This is a genomic window from Duganella sp. 3397 (assembly GCF_031456625.1).
GTDB classification, from domain to species: domain Bacteria; phylum Pseudomonadota; class Gammaproteobacteria; order Burkholderiales; family Burkholderiaceae_D; genus Rugamonas; species Rugamonas phyllosphaerae.
Genome location: NZ_JAVDVB010000001.1, coordinates 443,652 through 461,294, shown reverse-complemented (window position 1 = coordinate 461,294; position 17,643 = coordinate 443,652). Strand labels below are relative to the sequence as shown.

At 63.0% G+C, this 17,643-nt stretch carries 12 protein-coding genes, 1 tRNA gene and 1 pseudogene; 7 read left to right on the top strand and 7 right to left on the bottom strand.

What is annotated here, in order from left to right; translation table 11 throughout:
- The first annotated feature begins 63 nt into the window (after positions 1–63).
- From J2X54_RS01940 to J2X54_RS01930, 3 genes are all read left to right on the top strand, one after another.
- Entirely contained in the window at positions 64–804 is a 741-nt protein-coding gene (locus J2X54_RS01940; protein WP_310177139.1) for a response regulator, read from the top strand.
- Positions 801–2,126, top strand: a complete 1,326-nt coding sequence (locus tag J2X54_RS01935; protein WP_310177136.1) for an ATP-binding protein — start codon at positions 801–803, stop codon at positions 2,124–2,126. The genes J2X54_RS01940 and J2X54_RS01935 overlap by 4 nt, the downstream gene beginning before the upstream one ends.
- A gap of 163 nt (positions 2,127–2,289) precedes the next feature.
- Complete coding sequence (locus tag J2X54_RS01930) at positions 2,290–3,084, top strand: alpha/beta hydrolase (protein ID WP_310177134.1); 795 nt, start codon at positions 2,290–2,292, stop codon at positions 3,082–3,084.
- Positions 3,085–3,483: 399 nt separating this feature from the next.
- On the opposite strand, the gene J2X54_RS01925 is transcribed toward J2X54_RS01930, so the two are convergent.
- Positions 3,484–3,559, bottom strand: a tRNA-Arg gene (locus tag J2X54_RS01925).
- Positions 3,560–3,753: 194 nt separating this feature from the next.
- Here J2X54_RS01925 and J2X54_RS01920 point away from each other — a divergent pair.
- Complete coding sequence (locus tag J2X54_RS01920; RefSeq protein ID WP_070251511.1) at positions 3,754–4,299, top strand: cytochrome c5 family protein; 546 nt, start codon at positions 3,754–3,756, stop codon at positions 4,297–4,299.
- Positions 4,300–4,458: 159 nt separating this feature from the next.
- Here the strand turns inward: J2X54_RS01920 and J2X54_RS01915 are convergent, their stop codons facing one another.
- The 4 genes from J2X54_RS01915 to J2X54_RS01900 form a co-directional block, all read right to left on the bottom strand.
- Complete coding sequence (locus J2X54_RS01915; protein WP_310177132.1) at positions 4,459–5,010, bottom strand: hypothetical protein; 552 nt, start codon at positions 5,008–5,010, stop codon at positions 4,459–4,461.
- Between the two features lie 159 nt (positions 5,011–5,169).
- Positions 5,170–7,212, bottom strand: coding sequence for a M13-type metalloendopeptidase (locus J2X54_RS01910; protein WP_310177130.1), 2,043 nt, complete (start codon positions 7,210–7,212; stop codon positions 5,170–5,172).
- A 162-nt stretch (positions 7,213–7,374) separates the two neighbouring features.
- Positions 7,375–9,405 carry a M13-type metalloendopeptidase gene (locus J2X54_RS01905; RefSeq protein ID WP_310177127.1) on the bottom strand — a complete coding sequence of 677 codons (2,031 nt, stop codon included), beginning with the start codon at positions 9,403–9,405 and terminating at the stop codon, positions 7,375–7,377.
- A 161-nt stretch (positions 9,406–9,566) separates the two neighbouring features.
- Positions 9,567–10,157 (bottom strand): hypothetical protein, encoded by a 591-nt coding sequence (locus tag J2X54_RS01900; RefSeq protein ID WP_310177124.1) that lies wholly within the window; start codon positions 10,155–10,157, stop codon positions 9,567–9,569.
- 337 nt (positions 10,158–10,494) lie between these two features.
- Here J2X54_RS01900 and J2X54_RS01895 point away from each other — a divergent pair, with 337 nt between their 5' ends.
- From J2X54_RS01895 to ybaL, 3 genes are all read left to right on the top strand, one after another.
- Positions 10,495–11,919 (top strand): S41 family peptidase, encoded by a 1,425-nt coding sequence (locus J2X54_RS01895; RefSeq protein ID WP_310177122.1) that lies wholly within the window; start codon positions 10,495–10,497, stop codon positions 11,917–11,919.
- Between the two features lie 126 nt (positions 11,920–12,045).
- A complete protein-coding gene (locus tag J2X54_RS01890; protein ID WP_310177119.1) occupies positions 12,046–13,167 on the top strand; it encodes a beta-ketoacyl-ACP synthase III in 1,122 nt (373 codons plus the stop codon).
- Positions 13,168–13,316: 149 nt separating this feature from the next.
- On the top strand, positions 13,317–15,047 hold the full coding sequence (ybaL, locus tag J2X54_RS01885) for a YbaL family putative K(+) efflux transporter (RefSeq protein ID WP_310177116.1): 1,731 nt from the start codon (positions 13,317–13,319) through the stop codon (positions 15,045–15,047).
- Positions 15,048–15,197: 150 nt separating this feature from the next.
- Here ybaL and J2X54_RS01880 read toward each other — a convergent pair whose 3' ends face one another.
- Both J2X54_RS01880 and J2X54_RS01875 read right to left on the bottom strand, forming a co-directional pair.
- Entirely contained in the window at positions 15,198–15,455 is a 258-nt protein-coding gene (locus J2X54_RS01880; protein ID WP_310177114.1) for a hypothetical protein, read from the bottom strand.
- Positions 15,456–15,551: 96 nt separating this feature from the next.
- A pseudogene (locus J2X54_RS01875) lies at positions 15,552–17,576 on the bottom strand (FAD-dependent oxidoreductase).
- Between the last annotated feature and the right edge of the window lie 67 nt (positions 17,577–17,643).

Here is a 17,643-nt window from a genome sequence, read left to right as displayed (position 1 = left end):
GTCTGCGCGGCGGGCAGATACACTGTGAAACAAATTGGCTACGCCCTGCGGTAAGATCGCGGCATGGAAACTATCGACCACATCCTGATCGTCGACGACGATCGCGAGATCCGCGAACTGCTGGCGGCCTACCTGGAAAAAAACGGCATGCGCGCCACGGCAGTGGCCAACGGTCGCCAGATGCGCAGCGCGCTGGACGAACACCAGATCGACCTGATCGTGCTGGACCTGATGCTGCCTGGCGAAGACGGCCTGACGCTGTGCCGCGACCTGCGCGCGGGCAAATGGCGCGCGGTGCCGGTGCTGATGCTTACCGCGCGCGACGAGGAAACCGACCGCATCGTCGGCCTGGAAATGGGCGCCGACGATTACCTGACCAAGCCGTTTGCGGTGCGCGAACTGCTGGCCCGGATCCGCTCGGTGCTGCGGCGCGCGCGCATGCTGCCGCCGCGCATGCAGGCCGAGCAGGAGCCGGGCCAGTTCCTGGCGTTCGGCGACTGGAAGCTCGACACCATTGGCCGCCACCTGCTCAGTGCCGACGGCACCATGGTGGCGCTCAGCGGCGCCGAGTACCGCCTGCTGCGGGTGTTTCTCGATTACCCGCAGCGCGTGCTTACGCGCGACCAGCTGCTCAACCTCACCCAGGGCCGCGACGCCGATTCGTTCGACCGCTCGATCGACCTGCTGGTAAGCCGCCTGCGCCAGCGCCTGGCCGACGACGCCCGCGAACCGCGCTACATCAAGACGCTGCGCAGCGAGGGCTACATCTTCTCGGCAGCAGTGGACGCGGATGCAAACCCATGAGCCTGCTGCGCTGGCCGCGCACCATGTTTCTGCGCATCACGCTGATTCTGCTGGCCGGGCTGGCGCTGGCGCAGGGGCTGACGTATGTATTCATCGTGAGCGAACGCGACGAAGCGGCGTTCGGCCTGATGATGGGCTACCTGGAGCGCGACGTGGCCAGTTCGGTGGCGCTGCTCGACCGCCTGCCCGCCAATGAGCGGCCACAATGGCTGGCGCGGCTTGACCGGCGCAGCTACCGTTTCGAATTACGTGAAGGCGACCCCGGCCACAAGCCCGACAGCGCGCTGTCGCAGCGCATCGCCGACGTATTTGAAACCGCGATCGGCAAGGCCTACCCGGTGCACGCCTACGCGGTGCCCGGCCATGAGGACCGGGTGCAGGCGCAGGTGCAGCTCGGCGACGGCAAGCCGGTCACCATCGACTTGCGGCCATCGAGCTTGCCGATCTCGCCGTGGCTGCCGGCCGTGCTGGCCGTGCAGCTGGCGTTGCTGGGCGCTTGCACCTGGTACGCGGTGCGGCTGGCTACGCGCCCGCTGGCGCGGCTGGCGGCCGCCTCGAACCGGCTCGGGCCTGACCTCAACACCGACCACCTGCCCGAAGACGGCCCGCTGGAGGTAGCGCAGGCGGCGCGCGCATTCAATGCCATGCAGGCGCGCATCGGCGGTTATATGACCGAGCGCACGCACATCCTGGCGGCCATTTCGCACGACCTGCAAACGCCGATCACGCGCATGCGCATGCGCGCCGACATGCTCGACGACCCGGTGCAGCGCGACAAGATGAACCGCGACCTGGCGGAAATGCAAACCCTGGTACGCGACGGCATCGCGTACGCGCGCACACTGCACGGCGCCGCCGAACTGCCGTGCCGGCTCGACCTCGACTCGCTGCTCGAGAGCGTGGTGCAGGATTATCGCGACAGCGGGCAGGACGTCACCTTGGCCGGACGCGCCAACTGCGCGGTCACCACGCGCCCGCAGGCGCTCAAAAGAATACTGAACAACCTGGTCGATAACGGCTTGAAATATGCGGGACCGGTGGCGCTGACGGTGGCCAGCGACGGGGGCGGGGGCGGGGTTGCCATCATTGTGCGCGACTTCGGCGCCGGCATCCCTGATCAGCAACTGGACAAGGTATTCGAACCGTTCTACCGGCTGGAAACCTCGCGCAACCGCGATACCGGTGGCACCGGCCTGGGCCTGGCGATCGCCAGGCAACTGGCCACCACCCTGCCCGCCACACTGGAGTTGAACAATCATGCGGAAGGCGGCCTACAGGCGCGCCTGGTACTGACCGAGGCCAGCAACACCATGCAAAAATAATTATTTAAATATCTTGCTATTAAATAGCGCACTATATATAATTTTTTACATGGAGAGTAGGCAAGCAAAGCGAGCGAGGTCAGCAAGCTGCGCTGCAACTCTCCGAAATCCGATCAAATATATAGCTCACTATTTAATAGCCAACTACCATAAAGGAATGATCATGAAAGCTGCCAACACCATCGCCCTCGCCCTGTCGATCGCTGCCGCCACCGTCGCTGCCCCTGCTGCTGTGATGGCCGCGCCGGCCATAGCCAAGCCGACCGTCATCCTGGTCCACGGCGCGTTTGCCGACGCCGGCAGCTGGAATGGTGTGGCCGCCAAGTTGCGGGCCGACGGCTACCCGGTGATCGGTGCTGCCAACCCGCTGCGCAGCGTCAAGGGCGATGCCGAAGTGGTGGCCAATATCGTCAAGAGCGTCAAGGGACCGGTGGTGCTGGTGGGCCACTCGTACGGCGGCGCCGTCATCTCCACCGCCGCCAACGGCAACCCCAACGTGAAAAGCCTGGTGTACGTGGCCGCGTTTGCCCCGGACCAGGGCGAAACCGCGCTTGAACTGTCTGGTCGCTATCCCGGCGGCACGCTGGGCCAGGCCCTGGCCGAACCGGTGGTGTTGACCAGTGGCGGCAAGGACTTCTACATCCAGCAGGACAAGTTTCACCAGCAGTTCGCCGCCGACGTGCCCAAGGCCCAGGCCGCGCTGATGGCCTTCGGCCAGCGCCCGATCGCCGAAGCGGCCCTGACCGAAGCGGCCGGCGCCCCGGCCTGGAAGCAGCTGCCGTCGTACTTCATCTACGGTACTGGCGACAAGAACATCCCGGCCGCGGCACTGAAATTCATGGCCGAGCGGGCGCAGTCGAAAAAAACCGTCGCAGTGCCAGGCGCCTCGCACGTGGTGATGACCTCGCACCCGGCTGCCGTGGCCAGCCTGATCGAAGAAGCGGCGCAGGCGAAGTAATCGTTGTTCTGCCAGCGGTTTGCATCCGGAACCGGTAGCGATCCGCTGGCACCGCCAGCACCGGGTTAGCTCGGATTTTGCGCGCCCTCCTCTACCGGCCTACGACGGGCCACATGAAATTCTCCTGCACGGTCTCACTGTCCAGTCCACTATATTCAGGGCTTTTGATTCAAATCAAAAAGCTCGGAAAATTTTCTGCTCATAAGGCCATGAAAGTTGCTGTAGCCGGCCATTGCTGAAGAAAACAAAGGCGATAACATGGCGCACGGTCGTGACAGAGCACCGACTGCAGCAGCGGCTCAGGCGTTTTGGCACAGGCATGCCATGATGAAAACCAGATCAAAGAAACTTGGAGAGACTTGCAAGACTTACGCAAGCGGTTGATTTTACGGGAAATTCTGGTGCGGCTGGCTGGAATCGAACCAGCGACCCTTGGCTTCGGAGGCCAATACTCTATCCACTGAGCTACAGCCGCGCGGGGGGAACCTTGAAGGTGTGCCGTAGGATACCGGTTTTATTGGCGTACGTCCATCGGCGCGTGTCGTTTTAACCATGTTGAAGTTTCCCTGCGCCGATTTTTGAGCCTATAATCGGCAGTTTGATAAAGGTTTTGCAAGGCAGCTCGATCGGTAATTTGGCACGCAACCCGGCACAGACTTCAAGGACATCATGAGCGACGCACACAACGAATCCATCATTAAAACGCCCAAGCAACTGGTGGGAGCCGTGGTCGGCTTCTTCCTGGTGACGGTGATCGGCATCATCCTGCTGGTCCAGTACGTGACCGCCGACAAGCTGACCGGCGCCGGCTCCAACAGCCAGGCCCCCGAAGAAATCGCCACCCGCATCGCGCCGGTGGCCGACACCGGCTTTACCTTCAAGGACGTGAACGCGCCCAAGGTGCTGCAAGCGGGCGACGCCATCTACAATTCCACCTGCGCAGCCTGCCACGGCGCCGGCGTGGCAGGCGCCCCCAAGGTGGGCGACGCCGCCAGCTGGTCGGCCCGCATCGCCGCGGGCTACGACACCCTGGTCAAGCACGCCATCGAAGGCTTGCGCGCCATGCCGGCCAAGGGCGGCAACCCCGATCTCGACGACGTCGAAGTGGCGCGCGCGGTGGTCTTCATGGCCAACCAGTCGGGCGCCAAGTTCAAGGAACCTGAAGTGCCGGCTGCCCCAGCCGCCGCCGAAACCCCGGCCGAACCCGCTAAATAAACCAGTCGGCGCATAAAAAAAACCGGTCCATCGCGACCGGTTTTTTTACGCTCCGCTTCAGCTCCCCACTTTAGGGTCAGTGCCGACATTCAGACACAAGCCCAACAGCTACGAGGCTCAGTCCGTGTCCGAATGTCGGCACTGACCCCGAAGTCGGAGTTAGCGGCAGAGGCCGTAGGCCTTGCGCTCGGGGAAGTAGCGGTACGTAAACGTGCGCATCGGGTATTCGGTCAGCGCGATTTCAAACGCTGGCGGCACCACGTCGAAGCGTTCGGGCAGCTTGTCTTTGACGCGCAGGCGCACGCGCCAGATGGTCTCGTCGGCGGTGGCGCCGGCGACCAGCATGTCGGGGACCTTGGGGATGACGTCGACGATCTCGGCGCGCGAGTTGATGGCGCGCTGGTAGAACGTGACCAGCTCGGCCTTGGCGATCAGCGGGCCACGCGGCGCGGTGACGTGGTACTCGCGCGAGAGGAAACGGGCGCGCTGGCCGCGCGGTACGAAATAAACAAACGTGAACTCGGCGCCGCCGCCCTCCAGCGTGACCGGTGGTGTGGTCGAGACGCTGATGCCGCGCGGCAGGTCGAAGCGCGAGCCTTCCTGCCAGGCCTTGCACTCGGGCGTGGCGGCCATGTAGACGTCGACCGGCTTGTAGGAGTCGCCGCAGGCGCTCAGGGCGAGCATGGCGGTCAGGGGGAGTAAGGCACGCATACGCATGGGTTCGGCTTCCGGTGTGAGAACGATGCGGTAGTTTACAGTACGTTGGACAGCAATTGGATTCCGGCCTGCGCGGGAATGACGGTTTTACCGTTTCGGGCATAAAAAAAGCGGCGTTGTCGCCAACGCCGCCCGTGACATCACACTACCTGCTTACCACATGATCACGCGGTCTTTCGGCGCCAGGTACATCTTGTCGCCCGGCTTGACGCCGAAGGCGTCGTAGAAGCCCGGCTGGTTGCGCATCGGGCCGTTGGCGCGGAACTGGCCTGGCGAGTGCGGATCGGTCTTGATCTGCTGGATCTGCGCCGCTTCACGCATCTTCATGCGCCATACCTGGGCAAAGCCCATGTAGAAGCGCTGGTCGCCGGTCAGGCCGTCGATCACCGGGGCCTCCTTGCCGTTCAACGACAATTTATAGGCCTTGTAGGCGATCGCGATGCCGCTGTTGTCGGCGATGTTCTCGCCCAGGGTCAGTTCGCCATTGACGTGGTAGCCAGGCAGCGGGCTGAACTGGTTGTACTGCTCGACCAGCATCTTGGTCTTGGCAGCGAAGTTCTTGTGGTCGGCCTTGGTCCACCAGTCGCGCAAGTTGCCGTCGCCGTCATACTGGGCGCCCTGGTCGTCGAAGCCGTGGCTGATTTCGTGGCCGATCACGCCGCCGATGGCGCCGTAATTGACCGCGTCGTCGGCGGCAGCGTCAAAGAACGGCGCTTGCAGGATGGCGGCCGGGAACACGATCTCGTTCATTTCCGGATTGTAGTAAGCGTTGACGGTTTGCGGCGTCATGCCCCACTCGTCGCGGTCGATCGGTTTACCGAGCTTATTGATTTCCTTGTTGTACTCGAACTCGTGCGAACGCATCACGTTGCCCACCAGGTCGTCTTTCGACACGGTCAGCGCCGAGTAGTCGCGCCACTTGTTCGGGTAGCCGATCTTGGTGGTGAACTTGGCCAGCTTGGCTTGCGCCTGCTTCTTGGTGACCGGGCTCATCCAGTCGAGGGTGTCGATGCTGGTCTTGTACGACGCCAGCAGGTTGTTCACCAGCTTTTCCATGCGCGCCTTGCGGTCGGCCGGGAATTGCTCGGCGACGTACAGCTTGCCCACGGCTTCGCCCAGCGCGCCTTCCGACACGGACACGCCGCGTTTCCAGCGCGGCTGCTGCTCGGTCACGCCGCTCAGTACGGTGCCATAGAAGGCGAAGTTTTCATCGACGATCGACTTGTTCAGGTACGGTGCGAATGCGTGCACGGTATGGAACCGGAAGTAGGCTTGCAAGGTCTCGACCGGGGTCTTGTTCAGCAGCGCGGTCATGCCCTTGAAGTAGCTGGGCTGGCTGACGATCACATAGTTGACCTTGCCACCGATACCGGCGTCGGCCAGGTAGGTTTTCCAGTCGTAGCCTGGCGCCATGGTGTTCAGCTTGGCGACGTCGACCTTGTTATAGGCCTTGATCGGGTCGCGCAATTCGACCTTGGTCCATTGCAGCTTGGCCAGTTGCTTTTCGAAGTCCACCACTGCGCGCGCGCTTGCCGGTCCGTTGTTGTCGCCGGCCAGGGTCAGCATCTTGGCCATGTGCTGCTCGTACTTGGCCAGGGTGTCGGCCAGTTTCTTGTCGTCCGCTTTCAGGTAGTAGTCGCGGTCCGGCAGGCCCAGGCCGTCCTGGTACAGGTCGGCCACGTACTTGGTCGAATCCTTGTTGTCCTGGTGGATGGCAAAGCCGTAAGGGGCACTCACGCCGATCTTGTTGAAGTGGGCGACCAGGGCCGGCAGCTGCTTCTTGTCTTTCAGCGCAGCGATGCGGGCGAACTCGCCCTTGAGCGGGGCCACGCCCAGTTGCTCGAGCCTGGCTTCGTCCATGAAGCTGGCGTAGAAGTCGCCGATACGCTGGGTATCGGTGCCGGCCGCCTTGTCCTTGCTGTTGGCGGCGTTTTCGATAATGGTGCGCAGCTGTGGCTGGATGTCGTCGCGCAGCTTGGCAAAGCTGCCCCAGCTGGCCTTGTCGGCCGGGATTTCAGTCGTGGCCAGCCACTTGCCGTTCATGTGAGTAAACAGGTCGTCCTGGACGCGCACGGCCGGATCGATGTATTCGACGGCGATGCCGGAGGTCGGCGCTTTGGCTTGCTGGGTGCTGGCTGGAGTCACACTGGTGGTGTTGTCCGCAGCGCCTGCCAGGCCTGCGATCAGGCTCAGCATCAGTGCACTTACGAGATGACGTTTCACAGAAAGTCCTTTGGAATGAAGAATACAAAAAGGCCAAGTCTGCACTTGGCCAGCCATGCAGTTATATACAAAAACACCATGCCCGGCAAGCGGTATGCGACAGGCCGCTGGGCTGCCGGAAATGGTTTACCACGTTTACCAGATGATGACGCGCTCTTGCGGCGCCACGTACATCTTGTCGCCCGGCTTGACGCCGAACGCTTCGTAGAAGCCGGGCTGGTTGACCACGGTGCCGTTGGCGCGGAATTCGCCGGGCGAGTGCGAGTCGGTCTTGATCATCAGGATTTGCTGCGCCTCGCGCGCCTTGGCGCGCCAGATTTGCGCCCAGCCCTGGTAGAAGCGCTGCTCGCCGGTAAAGCCGTCGATCACCGGCGCCGGTTTGCCGCCGAGCGACAATTTATAGGCCTTGAAGGCGATCGCCGCGCCGCTGTTATCGGCGATGTTTTCGCCCAGGGTCAGCGCGCCGTTGACGTGGTAGCCGGGCAACGGGCTATAGCCGTTGTACTGTTTGACCAGCGCATCGGCCTTGGCCTTGAAGTTGGCGCGGTCGGCGGCAGTCCACCAGTCGCGCAGGTTGCCGTCGCCGTCGGCCTGGCTGCCGCCGTCATCGAAACCGTGACTGATTTCGTGGCCGATCACCGCGCCGATGGCGCCGTAGTTGACGGCATCGTCGGCGTTCACGTCGAAGAACGGCGGTTGCAGGATCGCCGCCGGGAACACGATCTCGTTCATCGTCGAGCTGTAATAGGCGTTGATGGTTTGCGGCGTCATGCTCCATTCTTCGCGGTCGATCGGTTTGCCGAGTTTATTGACCATGCGCTGGTGGGCAAAGCTCGAGGCGCGCAATACATTGCCCACCAGGTCGCCCTTGACGATCACCAGCGACGAGTAGTCGCGCCACTTGCTCGGATAGCCGATCTTGGGACGGAACTTCGAAAGTTTATCCTGCGCTTCGCGCTTGGTTTCCGGGCCCATCCAGTCCAGGCCGTCGATGCTGGTTTTATAGGCCGCCATCAGGTTTTGCACCATGGCGTCCATGCGGGCCTTGCGCTCGGGCGGGAACTGCTGCGCCACGTAGGCCTGGCCCAGCGCCTCACCGAGCGCGCGTTCCACCAGGCCCACGCCGCGTTTCCAGCGGTCCTGCTTGGCGGTGACGCCGGTCAGCGCGGTGCTGTAGAAATCGAAGTCGGCATCGGCAAACGGTTTGGACAGATAAGGCGACGCGCTGCGCAGCAGCTGCCATTCAAAATATGCTTTCCAGGTGGCCAGGTCGGTCTGTTCCAGCACGGCGGCGTAGCCGGTCAGGAAGCTCGGCTGGTTGACGATGGCGTAATCGGTCTTGCTGCCCACGCCCGACGACGCCAGCGCGTGGTTCCAGTCGTAGCCTGGCGCCAGTTCGGCCAGCTTGGCAAACGGTACCTTGTTGTAGCGCTTGACCGGGTCGCGGTTTTGCACCTTGGTCCACTGCGCTTCGGCCAGCGCGGTTTCCAGCGCAACGATGGCCTTGGCGCTGGCCTGCGGATTTTGCGCGCCGGCCAGTTGCAGGATTTTTGCCACGTGCGCTTCGTACTTGACCAGGATGGCGGCCAGCTTGGCGTCGTCTTTTTTCAGGTAGTAATCGCGGTCCGGCAAGCCCAGGCCGCTTTGCGAAATACCGACCGCATACCTGGTCGATTCGCGCGCATCCTGGCGTACATACACGCTGTACGGCACGGTCACGCCGATCTGGTCCAGGTGGGCGATCAGCATCGGGAACGCCTTTTTATCCTTGACGCCGCGGATGCGGTTCAGTTCACCGGCCAGCGGCTTGATGCCGAGCGTATCCAGTTTTTGCTCGTCCATGTAGCCGGCGTACAGGTCGCCGAGCTTTTGCGCATTGCTGCCGGCCTTGCGGGTCTTGTCGTTCTCGGCCGCCTCGATGATCGCGCGCAGCTGCGGCAAGGTGTTTTCCTGCAGCTGGATGAACGAGCCCCAGCGTGCGCGGTCACCCGGGATCTCGGTGTTCTTGACCCAGCTGCCATTCTGGTAAGCGTAAAAATCGTCTTGCGGACGCACGCTGGTGTCCATGTTTTTCAGCTCGATGCCGGAAGATGCGGCGGCAGGCGCCGGGGTGTCGGCAGCGCCGGCAAAGGCGGTGACCAGGCTCAGTGCCAGGGTGCTCAGCATATATTTTTTCACTACATGTCCTTTAGGTCGTCACATCCGAAAGCGAACCCGGCCGCTGCATGGGCAGCGCCGGGTTGCTGCGCGAATATTCTAACGCCACAGGACGTATGTTACCGCTCAGTTACTTTACGATACACAGCGAGCGGTACAAAGGGGGTGGGTCACCCGCCGCCGGGCAAGCTCATGCTGGCGCCGCCGGCACCGACGCCGATACCCATGCCGCCCTGGCCACCACCCTTGCGGCCGCCGCCGCGATGCTCGCTGCCCTCCTCGCGGCGTTCGCTGCGGCCGGGGCCGGGGCCGCCGTTGTCGGGCACCCGCAGCAGGTGTTCGTTTACTTGCTGGGCGACGATGCCGCGCTGGGTTTCGTCCAGCGCGTCGTTGACCATCAGCCACCATTCGCGCAGTTGCTTTTCTTCGGCAGAGGACGTGGCGCTTTCCGCTTCCACCGCGCGGGCGACGTCGCGCAGTTCCACGCCGGGCGTTTGCGCAGCGGTCTGCGCCGCCGCTTGCAGGCGTTCACGGCGCGACTTGCGCTCACGCAGCAGGGCGCGGGTGCGACTTTCGGTTTGCTGCCACAGTGTCTGCTGGTTGGTGTTGAGCTTGAGTTGCTGCTTGAGGTCGGCGGCCAGCGGCAAAAAATCTTCGGCGCGCATGTCCATCACGGGCACGGCAAACGCAGGCGACAGCAGGGCGCCAAGCGCCAGCGCGGCGGCTACGCGGCGCAGGGAAAACGGCAGGGGCAAACGCATGGGGATCTCCGGGCAAAAAAAAGCCTGCGCTTTGGGGGCGCAGGCAAAAACCACTTCAGGGTAGAGAGAAATACGAGTCCAGTGTAGGCCGCGAAATTGACTGTGCACGAAATTCTTACAAATGCTTACCGCCGTCAACGTGGGGGATACACTGCATACAAACTGGCACAATTAACGTTTGACCAGTTGGGAATTGGGCTACTTTAAATGTCAACGCACCGCGTTGTAAATCGCCGTAAAGTTATAAATGATTTCGGCAGGGCTACTACGTTTGCTGGGAATCAGGTTTATACTCGATTCAATGCAGGCGCACGCTGCTCTCTCTTTCGGGTGAAACATGGGCAAGAAACTAAAGAATTCCGGGTTGATCGGCTTGGGCGTGGTGGCCGGCGTGGCGCTGTCGCTGCAGTTTTCCGCCATGGCGCAAAAGCCGGCCGTGCCGGCGCTGCCGCTGGCGGAATTGCGCCAGTTGGCCGATGTCTTCGGCCTCATCAAGTCAGACTACGTCGAACCAGTGGAAGACAAGAAGCTGCTGACCGAAGCCATCTCCGGCATGGTGGCTTCGCTCGATCCGCACTCGGCCTACCTGGACAAGAAGGCCTATGCCGAATTGCGCGAAGGCTCGCAAGGCAAGTTCGTGGGCCTGGGCATCGAGATCGGCCCCAGCGAGGACGGCTACATCAAGATCGTCGCACCGATCGAGGATTCGCCAGCCTGGCGCGCCGGCATCAAGCCGGGCGACCTGATCAGCCGGCTCGACAACACGCCGTTGAAGGGCATGCCGCTCGACGACTCGGTCAAGCTGATGCGCGGCGAGCCGCACTCGAAAGTGGCGTTGACGGTGCTGCGCAAGGGTGAACAGGAGCCGCTGGTGTTCAATATCACGCGCGAGGAAATCATCCAGAAGAGCGTAAAAGGCAAGCTGATCGAACCGGGCTACGCCTGGCTGCGCATCTCGCAGTTCCAGGAGCCGACCGTGGACGACATGGCTGCAAAAATCGCCGAGCTGTACAAGCAGGACCCGAACATCAAGGGCCTGGTGCTGGACTTGCGCAACGATCCGGGCGGCGTGCTGCAAGGCGCGATCGGCGTCGCTGCCGCCTTCCTGCCAAAAAATGAGGCGATCGTCTCGACCAACGGCCAGCTGGCAGAACAGAAAACCGTGTATTACGGCCGCCCCGAGTACTACCAGTTCCACGCCGACACCGATGCGTTGGCCAAGCTGCCCGAGGCGCTCAAGCAGGTGAAGATGGTGGTGCTGGTCAATACCGGTTCGGCGTCGGCTTCCGAAATCGTCGCCGGCGCCTTGCAGGACTACAAGCGCGCCGAGATCATGGGCACGCAAACTTTTGGTAAAGGCTCGGTGCAAACCATCCGCCAGCTGACCGCCGACACCGCCGTCAAGCTGACCACCGCGCGCTACTACACGCCCAAGGGCCGCTCGATCCAGGCCAAGGGCATCACGCCCGACCTGCTGGTGGACGAGTACGCCGATGGCGATGGCGTGAACGCGCTGCGCACGCGCGAGGCCGACCTGGCCAAGCACCTGTCCAACGACCGCGAACAGGAAGGCGCGCAGACCAAGCGCGACGAACTGGAAGAGCAGTTGCGCGTGATCGCCCTGGAAAAGCAGCGCAAGCCGCTCGAATACGGCAGCAGCGACGATTTCCAGCTGGCGCAGGCGCTCAACCGCCTCAAGGGCAAGCCGGTGCAGTTCGCCAAGCCCGAGACCACCGTGGTGCAGGCCAGCCTGAACAAATAACCTCATCAGCCCGGGGTTTTAGAGCGGCGCTTCGGGCGCCGCTTTTATTTGGCCGTAACGTGTAGCCATTGTGTAGAATTTGCTCCACTATTGGCACTCGCCATTGCCCTAATTGAAAGCTTAATCATGAAACAAGCCGTCATCAGCGGTACCGGTCTTTACACGCCAGCGCAATCGATTTCCAACGAAGAACTGGTCGAGAGTTTTAACGCCTACGTGGCGCAGTTCAACGCTGACAACGCCGCCGCCATCGAGGCGGGCACCGTCACCGCGCTCGAGCCGTCGAGCGTGGCCTTCATCGAAAAGGCGTCGGGCATCAAGTCGCGCTTCGTGATGGAAAAAGCCGGCATCCTCGATCCGCAGCGCATGGTCTCGCACATCCCCGAGCGCGGCGACGACGAGCTGTCGCTACAGGCCGAGATTTGCGTGGCAGCGGCGCACCAGGCGCTCGACCGCGCCGGCCGCACTGCGGCCGATATCGACATGGTGCTGGTCGCCTGCTCGAACCTGCAGCGCGGCTACCCGGCCATGGCGGTGGAAGTGCAGGCCGCGCTCGGCATCGACGGCTACGGCTTCGACATGAACGTAGCCTGTTCGTCGGCCACTTTCGGCATCCAGCAGGCAGTGGCGGCTGTGCAAAGCGGCCAGGCCCGCGCAGTACTCGTCCTCAATCCCGAAATCACCAGCGGCCACCTGAACTGGCGCGACCGCGACAGCCATTTCATTTTTGGCGACGCCTGCACCGCCGTGGTGGTGGAACTGGCCGAGACCGCCAAGGGCGCGCACCGCTGGGAAATTCTCGATACCAAGCTCAAAACCAGCTTCTCCAACAATATCCGCAACAACTTCGGCTTTCTCAACCGCTTCGACGAAGCGGGCGTGGGCCAGCCGGACAAACTGTTCCGCCAACAAGGCCGCAAGGTCTTCAAGGACGTGTGCCCGATGGCGGCCGAGATGATCAAGGACACGATTGCTCACGCCGGGCTCGAAGTACCGCAGGTGAGTCGTTACTGGTTGCACCAGGCCAACCTGAACATGAACCTCTTGATCAGCCGCATGGTGCTGGGCCGCGACGCCGAACCGGGCGAGGCGCCGGTCATCCTCGACAGCTATGCCAACACCTCGTCGGCCGGCTCGGTGATTGCCTTCCACAAATACTCAGATGACATGACGCCGGGCCAGTTGGGCGTGTTGTGCTCATTCGGCGCTGGTTACTCGATCGGTTGTGTCGTCCTACGAAAAGTTTAATCAATTGGTGGTTACAGCATTCACCACTCCCGGGGATGCCGGAAGTTCCCACAAATTGACGGCTTGATTGCATTTTTTGGCAGCAATTGTCAGCTGATGTGCTACTCTTTGGTTGGTCTGTAACAATCTTCCAGAGGAGTCCCCCACGCATGCCCCACAACATCAGTCTGATTACCACCATTGCCGCCGCACTCGGATTCGGGTTAGTTCTTGGCTATATAGCAACGCGCCTGCGATTACCGGCGCTGGTGGGGTATCTGGCTGCAGGCATCATGTTGGGACCAGCAACACCGGGTTTCGTGGCCGATGCCGCGCTGGCCGGGCAGTTGGCCGAAATTGGCGTCATGCTGATGATGTTCGGCGTGGGCCTGCACTTCTCGCTCGACGACCTGTGGGCGGTGCGTAAGGTGGCGCTGCCCGGTGCGGTGCTGCAAATCGCGGTAGCGACCGGCATGGGCATGGCGCTGTCCCACTGGTGGGGCTGGAGCATTGGCGGCGGCCTGGTCTTCGGCCTGGCGCTGTCGGTGGCCAGCACCGTGGTGCTGCTGCGCGCGCTCGAGGAGCGCGGCATCCTCGATACTTTCAATGGCCGCATCGCGGTCGGCTGGCTGGTGGTGGAAGACCTGGTCACCGTGATGGTGCTGGTGCTGCTGCCGGCCGTGGCCGGTTCGCTGGGCGGCACCACCATGGACGCCCACGGCGTGGCCGTGCCTGCCGGCGAAGTCGACCTGCTGAGCACGCTCACCATCACCCTGGGCAAGGTCGGCGCCTTTATCGCGCTGATGCTGGTCGTCGGCCGCAAGCTGTTTCCCTGGATCCTGTGGCAGGTGGCGCGTACCGGTTCGCGCGAGCTGTTTACCCTGTGCGTGATCGCCGCTGCGGTCGGTATCGCCTACGGTTCCACCCACTTCTTCGGCGTATCGTTCGCGCTCGGGGCATTCTTCGCCGGCATGGTGCTGCGCGAATCGGAACTGGCGCACCGCGCCGCGCAAGAGTCGCTGCCGCTGCGCGACGCCTTTGCCGTGCTGTTCTTCGTCTCGGTGGGCATGCTGTTCGAGCCGTCGATTGTCACCGAGCAGCCGCTCAAGCTGCTGGCGGTGGTCGCCATCATCGTGTTCGGCAAGTCGGTGGCCGCGTTCCTGCTGGTGGTGCTGCTGCGCTACCCGGCCAAGACCGCGTTGATGGTGTCGGCCAGCCTGGCGCAGATCGGCGAATTCTCGTTCATCCTGGCCGCGCTGGGCATGTCGCTGGGCCTGATGCCGGCCGAGGGCCAGAGCCTGATCCTGGCAGGCGCCATCATCTCGATCGCCCTGAACCCGCTGGTATTCAGCGCGACCAAGCCGCTCGAGCGCTGGCTCACCCGTGACGGCTCGGTGATGTCCAACTTCGAACGCGCGGCCGATCCGCTGGCCGAGCTGCCGATGTCGGTGCCGCACGAACACCTGGACGGCCAGGTAGTGCTGGTGGGGTACGGTCGCGTGGGCCGCCGCATCGCCGAGGTGCTGCTCAAGCACAGCATCCCGTTCGTGGTGGCCGAGCAGAACCGCGAAGTCGTCGACCAGCTGCGGCGCCAGGGCATCCACGCGGTGGCCGGCAATGCCGGCGAGCCTGCCGTGCTGATCCAGGCCCACGTGGCGCGCGCCAGCATGCTGGTGATCGCCACGCCCGACACCTTCCACGTCCGCGCCATGGTCGAAACGGCGCGCCTGCTCAATCCGAATATCAAGTCGGTGGTACGCACCCACAGCGACGAGGAAGCAGAGTTGCTGCGCAGCGAGCTGCCGGCCAAGATTTTCATGGGCGAGGAAGAGCTGGCCAACGGCATGACCGACTTCGTGATCAAGAATTTCGAGCGCAAGCAAGGTGGCGGCGGACACTAGGAACGCCTGGTAAAGCCGTTCGACAATACCGCCCCAGAGCGCCAATTTGCATTAAAGCAAAAGGTCGGTGTATTGTCCGATCACATTAGTCAGAAGCATCGCAGTGAAACGGTGGTTCTTTACAGGAGCACGAAGGGCGTTTCATGGAGGTCAGAGTTCCAGCGGCTGGCCATCGATGAGTACGCGAAATCGCCCATCTAAAAACCCGCCGCGTTGGCTACCGTAAATCGCCATGCCGATAGACTCGTACCATTTGGAATCGGTGGCCTCGACAGAAATGATCATGTCCGCTTTATCGGCGGCGATTTTTTCAAGAGCTTGCGTCACCTCGCTGGCTGATCGTAGTTTGACACCATTCAAGTCTACGCCGTCATTGTCGACAATTCGCAATATCACCAGATTTTCCAAGTCGATGCTCCAAACATAAAAGAAGTGATCTGAACGGCACAGCTCAGTGTACCCGGGCGTTGCCAGTAGAGCAACTCGATGGTTTTGTCAGCCATATTAAAGCCGCGCCGCCAGTTCTGCCCCTTCGCGTACCGCCCGCTTGGCATCGAGCTCCGAGGCCAGCGCCGCGCCGCCGATCTTGTGGAAGCGTGGGTCCGCTGCTGCCGGCATCAACTCCGCCAGGCTCTCCTGCCCGGCGCAAATGACCACGTGATCGACCGCCAGCAGGCGCTGTTCGCCACCGACCGTGATGTGCAGGCCGTGGTCGTCGATGCGATCGTATTGCACGCCTGCCAGCATCACCACGCCGTTACGGGCCAGCACCGCGCGGTGCACCCAGCCCGAGGTTTTACCGAGGCTCGCACCTGGTTTCGACAACTTGCGCTGCAGCAGGTACAACTGGCGCAGCGGCGCCGGGTCGCTTGGCGCCACCAGGCCGCCACGGGCGCCGCCGTGCAGATCCACGCCCCATTCGCCGGCCCAGGCGGCAACCGGCTGCGGCAGTGGGTGCGCAGGATCGTGCAGCAAAAATTCGCCCACGTCGAAACCGATGCCGCCGGCGCCGATGATCGCCACCCGCTTGCCCACCTGGGCCTTGTCGCGCAGCACGTCCAGGTACGTCAGCACCTTGGCATGGGCGATGCCCTCGATGGCCGGCAGCCGCACTTTGACGCCGGTGGCGATGACCACCTCGCCGTAACCGTCGGCCAGCAGTTGTTCACGGGTGGCGCGCACGCCGAGCTTTACGACCACGCCCAGCAGGGCCAGCTGGCGCCCGAAGTAGCGGATGGTCTCCGCAAACTCCTCCTTGCCGGGAATTTGCATGGCGATGCGGAACTGGCCGCCGATGGCGTCACCGGCCTCGAACAGCGTCACGTGGTGGCCGCGCTGCGCTGCCACCGTTGCCGCCGACAGGCCCGCCGGCCCGGCGCCGACCACCGCAACGCGGCGCGGACGCGCGACAGGCTCATACACCAGCTCGGTCTCGTGGCAGGCGCGCGGGTTGACCAGGCAGCTGGCGCGCTGGTTGGCAAAAGTATGGTCGAGGCAAGCTTGGTTGCAGCCGATGCAGGTGTTGATTTCGTCTGCCCTGCCCTGCGCCGCCTTGTTGACGAACTCGGCGTCGGCCAGGAACGGCCGTGCCATCGAGACCAGGTCGGCGTCGCCCCGCGCGAGGATGCTTTCCGCTGTGGCCGGCATGTTGATGCGGTTCGAGGCCACCACCGGGATCGACACGGCCTGGCGCAGCCGGCCGGCCAGGCCGGCAAATGCGGCGCGCGGCACCGACGTGACGATGGTGGGCACGCGCGCCTCGTGCCAGCCGTAGCCGGTGTTGAGGATATTCACGCCCGCGCCCTGCAATGCCTGGGCAACTGTCACCACCTCGTCCCAGGTATTGCCCCCTTCCACCAGGTCGAGCAGCGAATGGCGGTACATGACGATGAAGTCAGGGCCCACGGTGGCGCGCACGCGGCGCACGATCTCGACCGGCAGGCGCATGCGGTGCTCGATGTCGCCACCCCAGCGGTCAGTGCGCAGGTTGGCGCGTGCGCACAGGAACTGGTTAAGCAGGTAGCCTTCGCTGCCCATGATTTCCACGCCGTCCTAGCCTGCCGCTTTTGCCAGCCGGGCGCAGCGCGCGTAGTCGCCGATGGTGGCGGCAATCCCGGCTTCGGTGAGCGCGCGCGGCTTGAACGGCGAGATAGGCGATTTTTTGGCCGACGCCGACACCACCAGCGGCTGGTAGCCATAGCGGCCCGCGTGCAGGATCTGTAACAGGATCTTGCCGCCCTCCGCGTGCACGGCGCCGGTCACCTTGCGGTGGTTGAAGATATCTGCGCGCCAGTTCAGGGTCCCACCAAAGGGCAGCAGCCACCCTGCGCGGTTGGGAGAGATGCCGCCGGTAACGATCAATCCGACTCCGCCGCGCGCACGTTCGCGATAGAATGCGGCAAGTTTGCTGTAGTTGTAGAAACGGTCTTCGAGCCCGGTATGCATCGAGCCCATGATCACGCGGTTGCGCAGGGTCGTAAAGCCGAGGTCGAGCGGCGCGAGCAAATGCGGATGGTGTGGCGATGACATGCTGTGTGCCTGCCCTGAATGGTTGGGTGCGAGTTAGGTGCGGATTAACTGAGGGTTAACGAAGGTT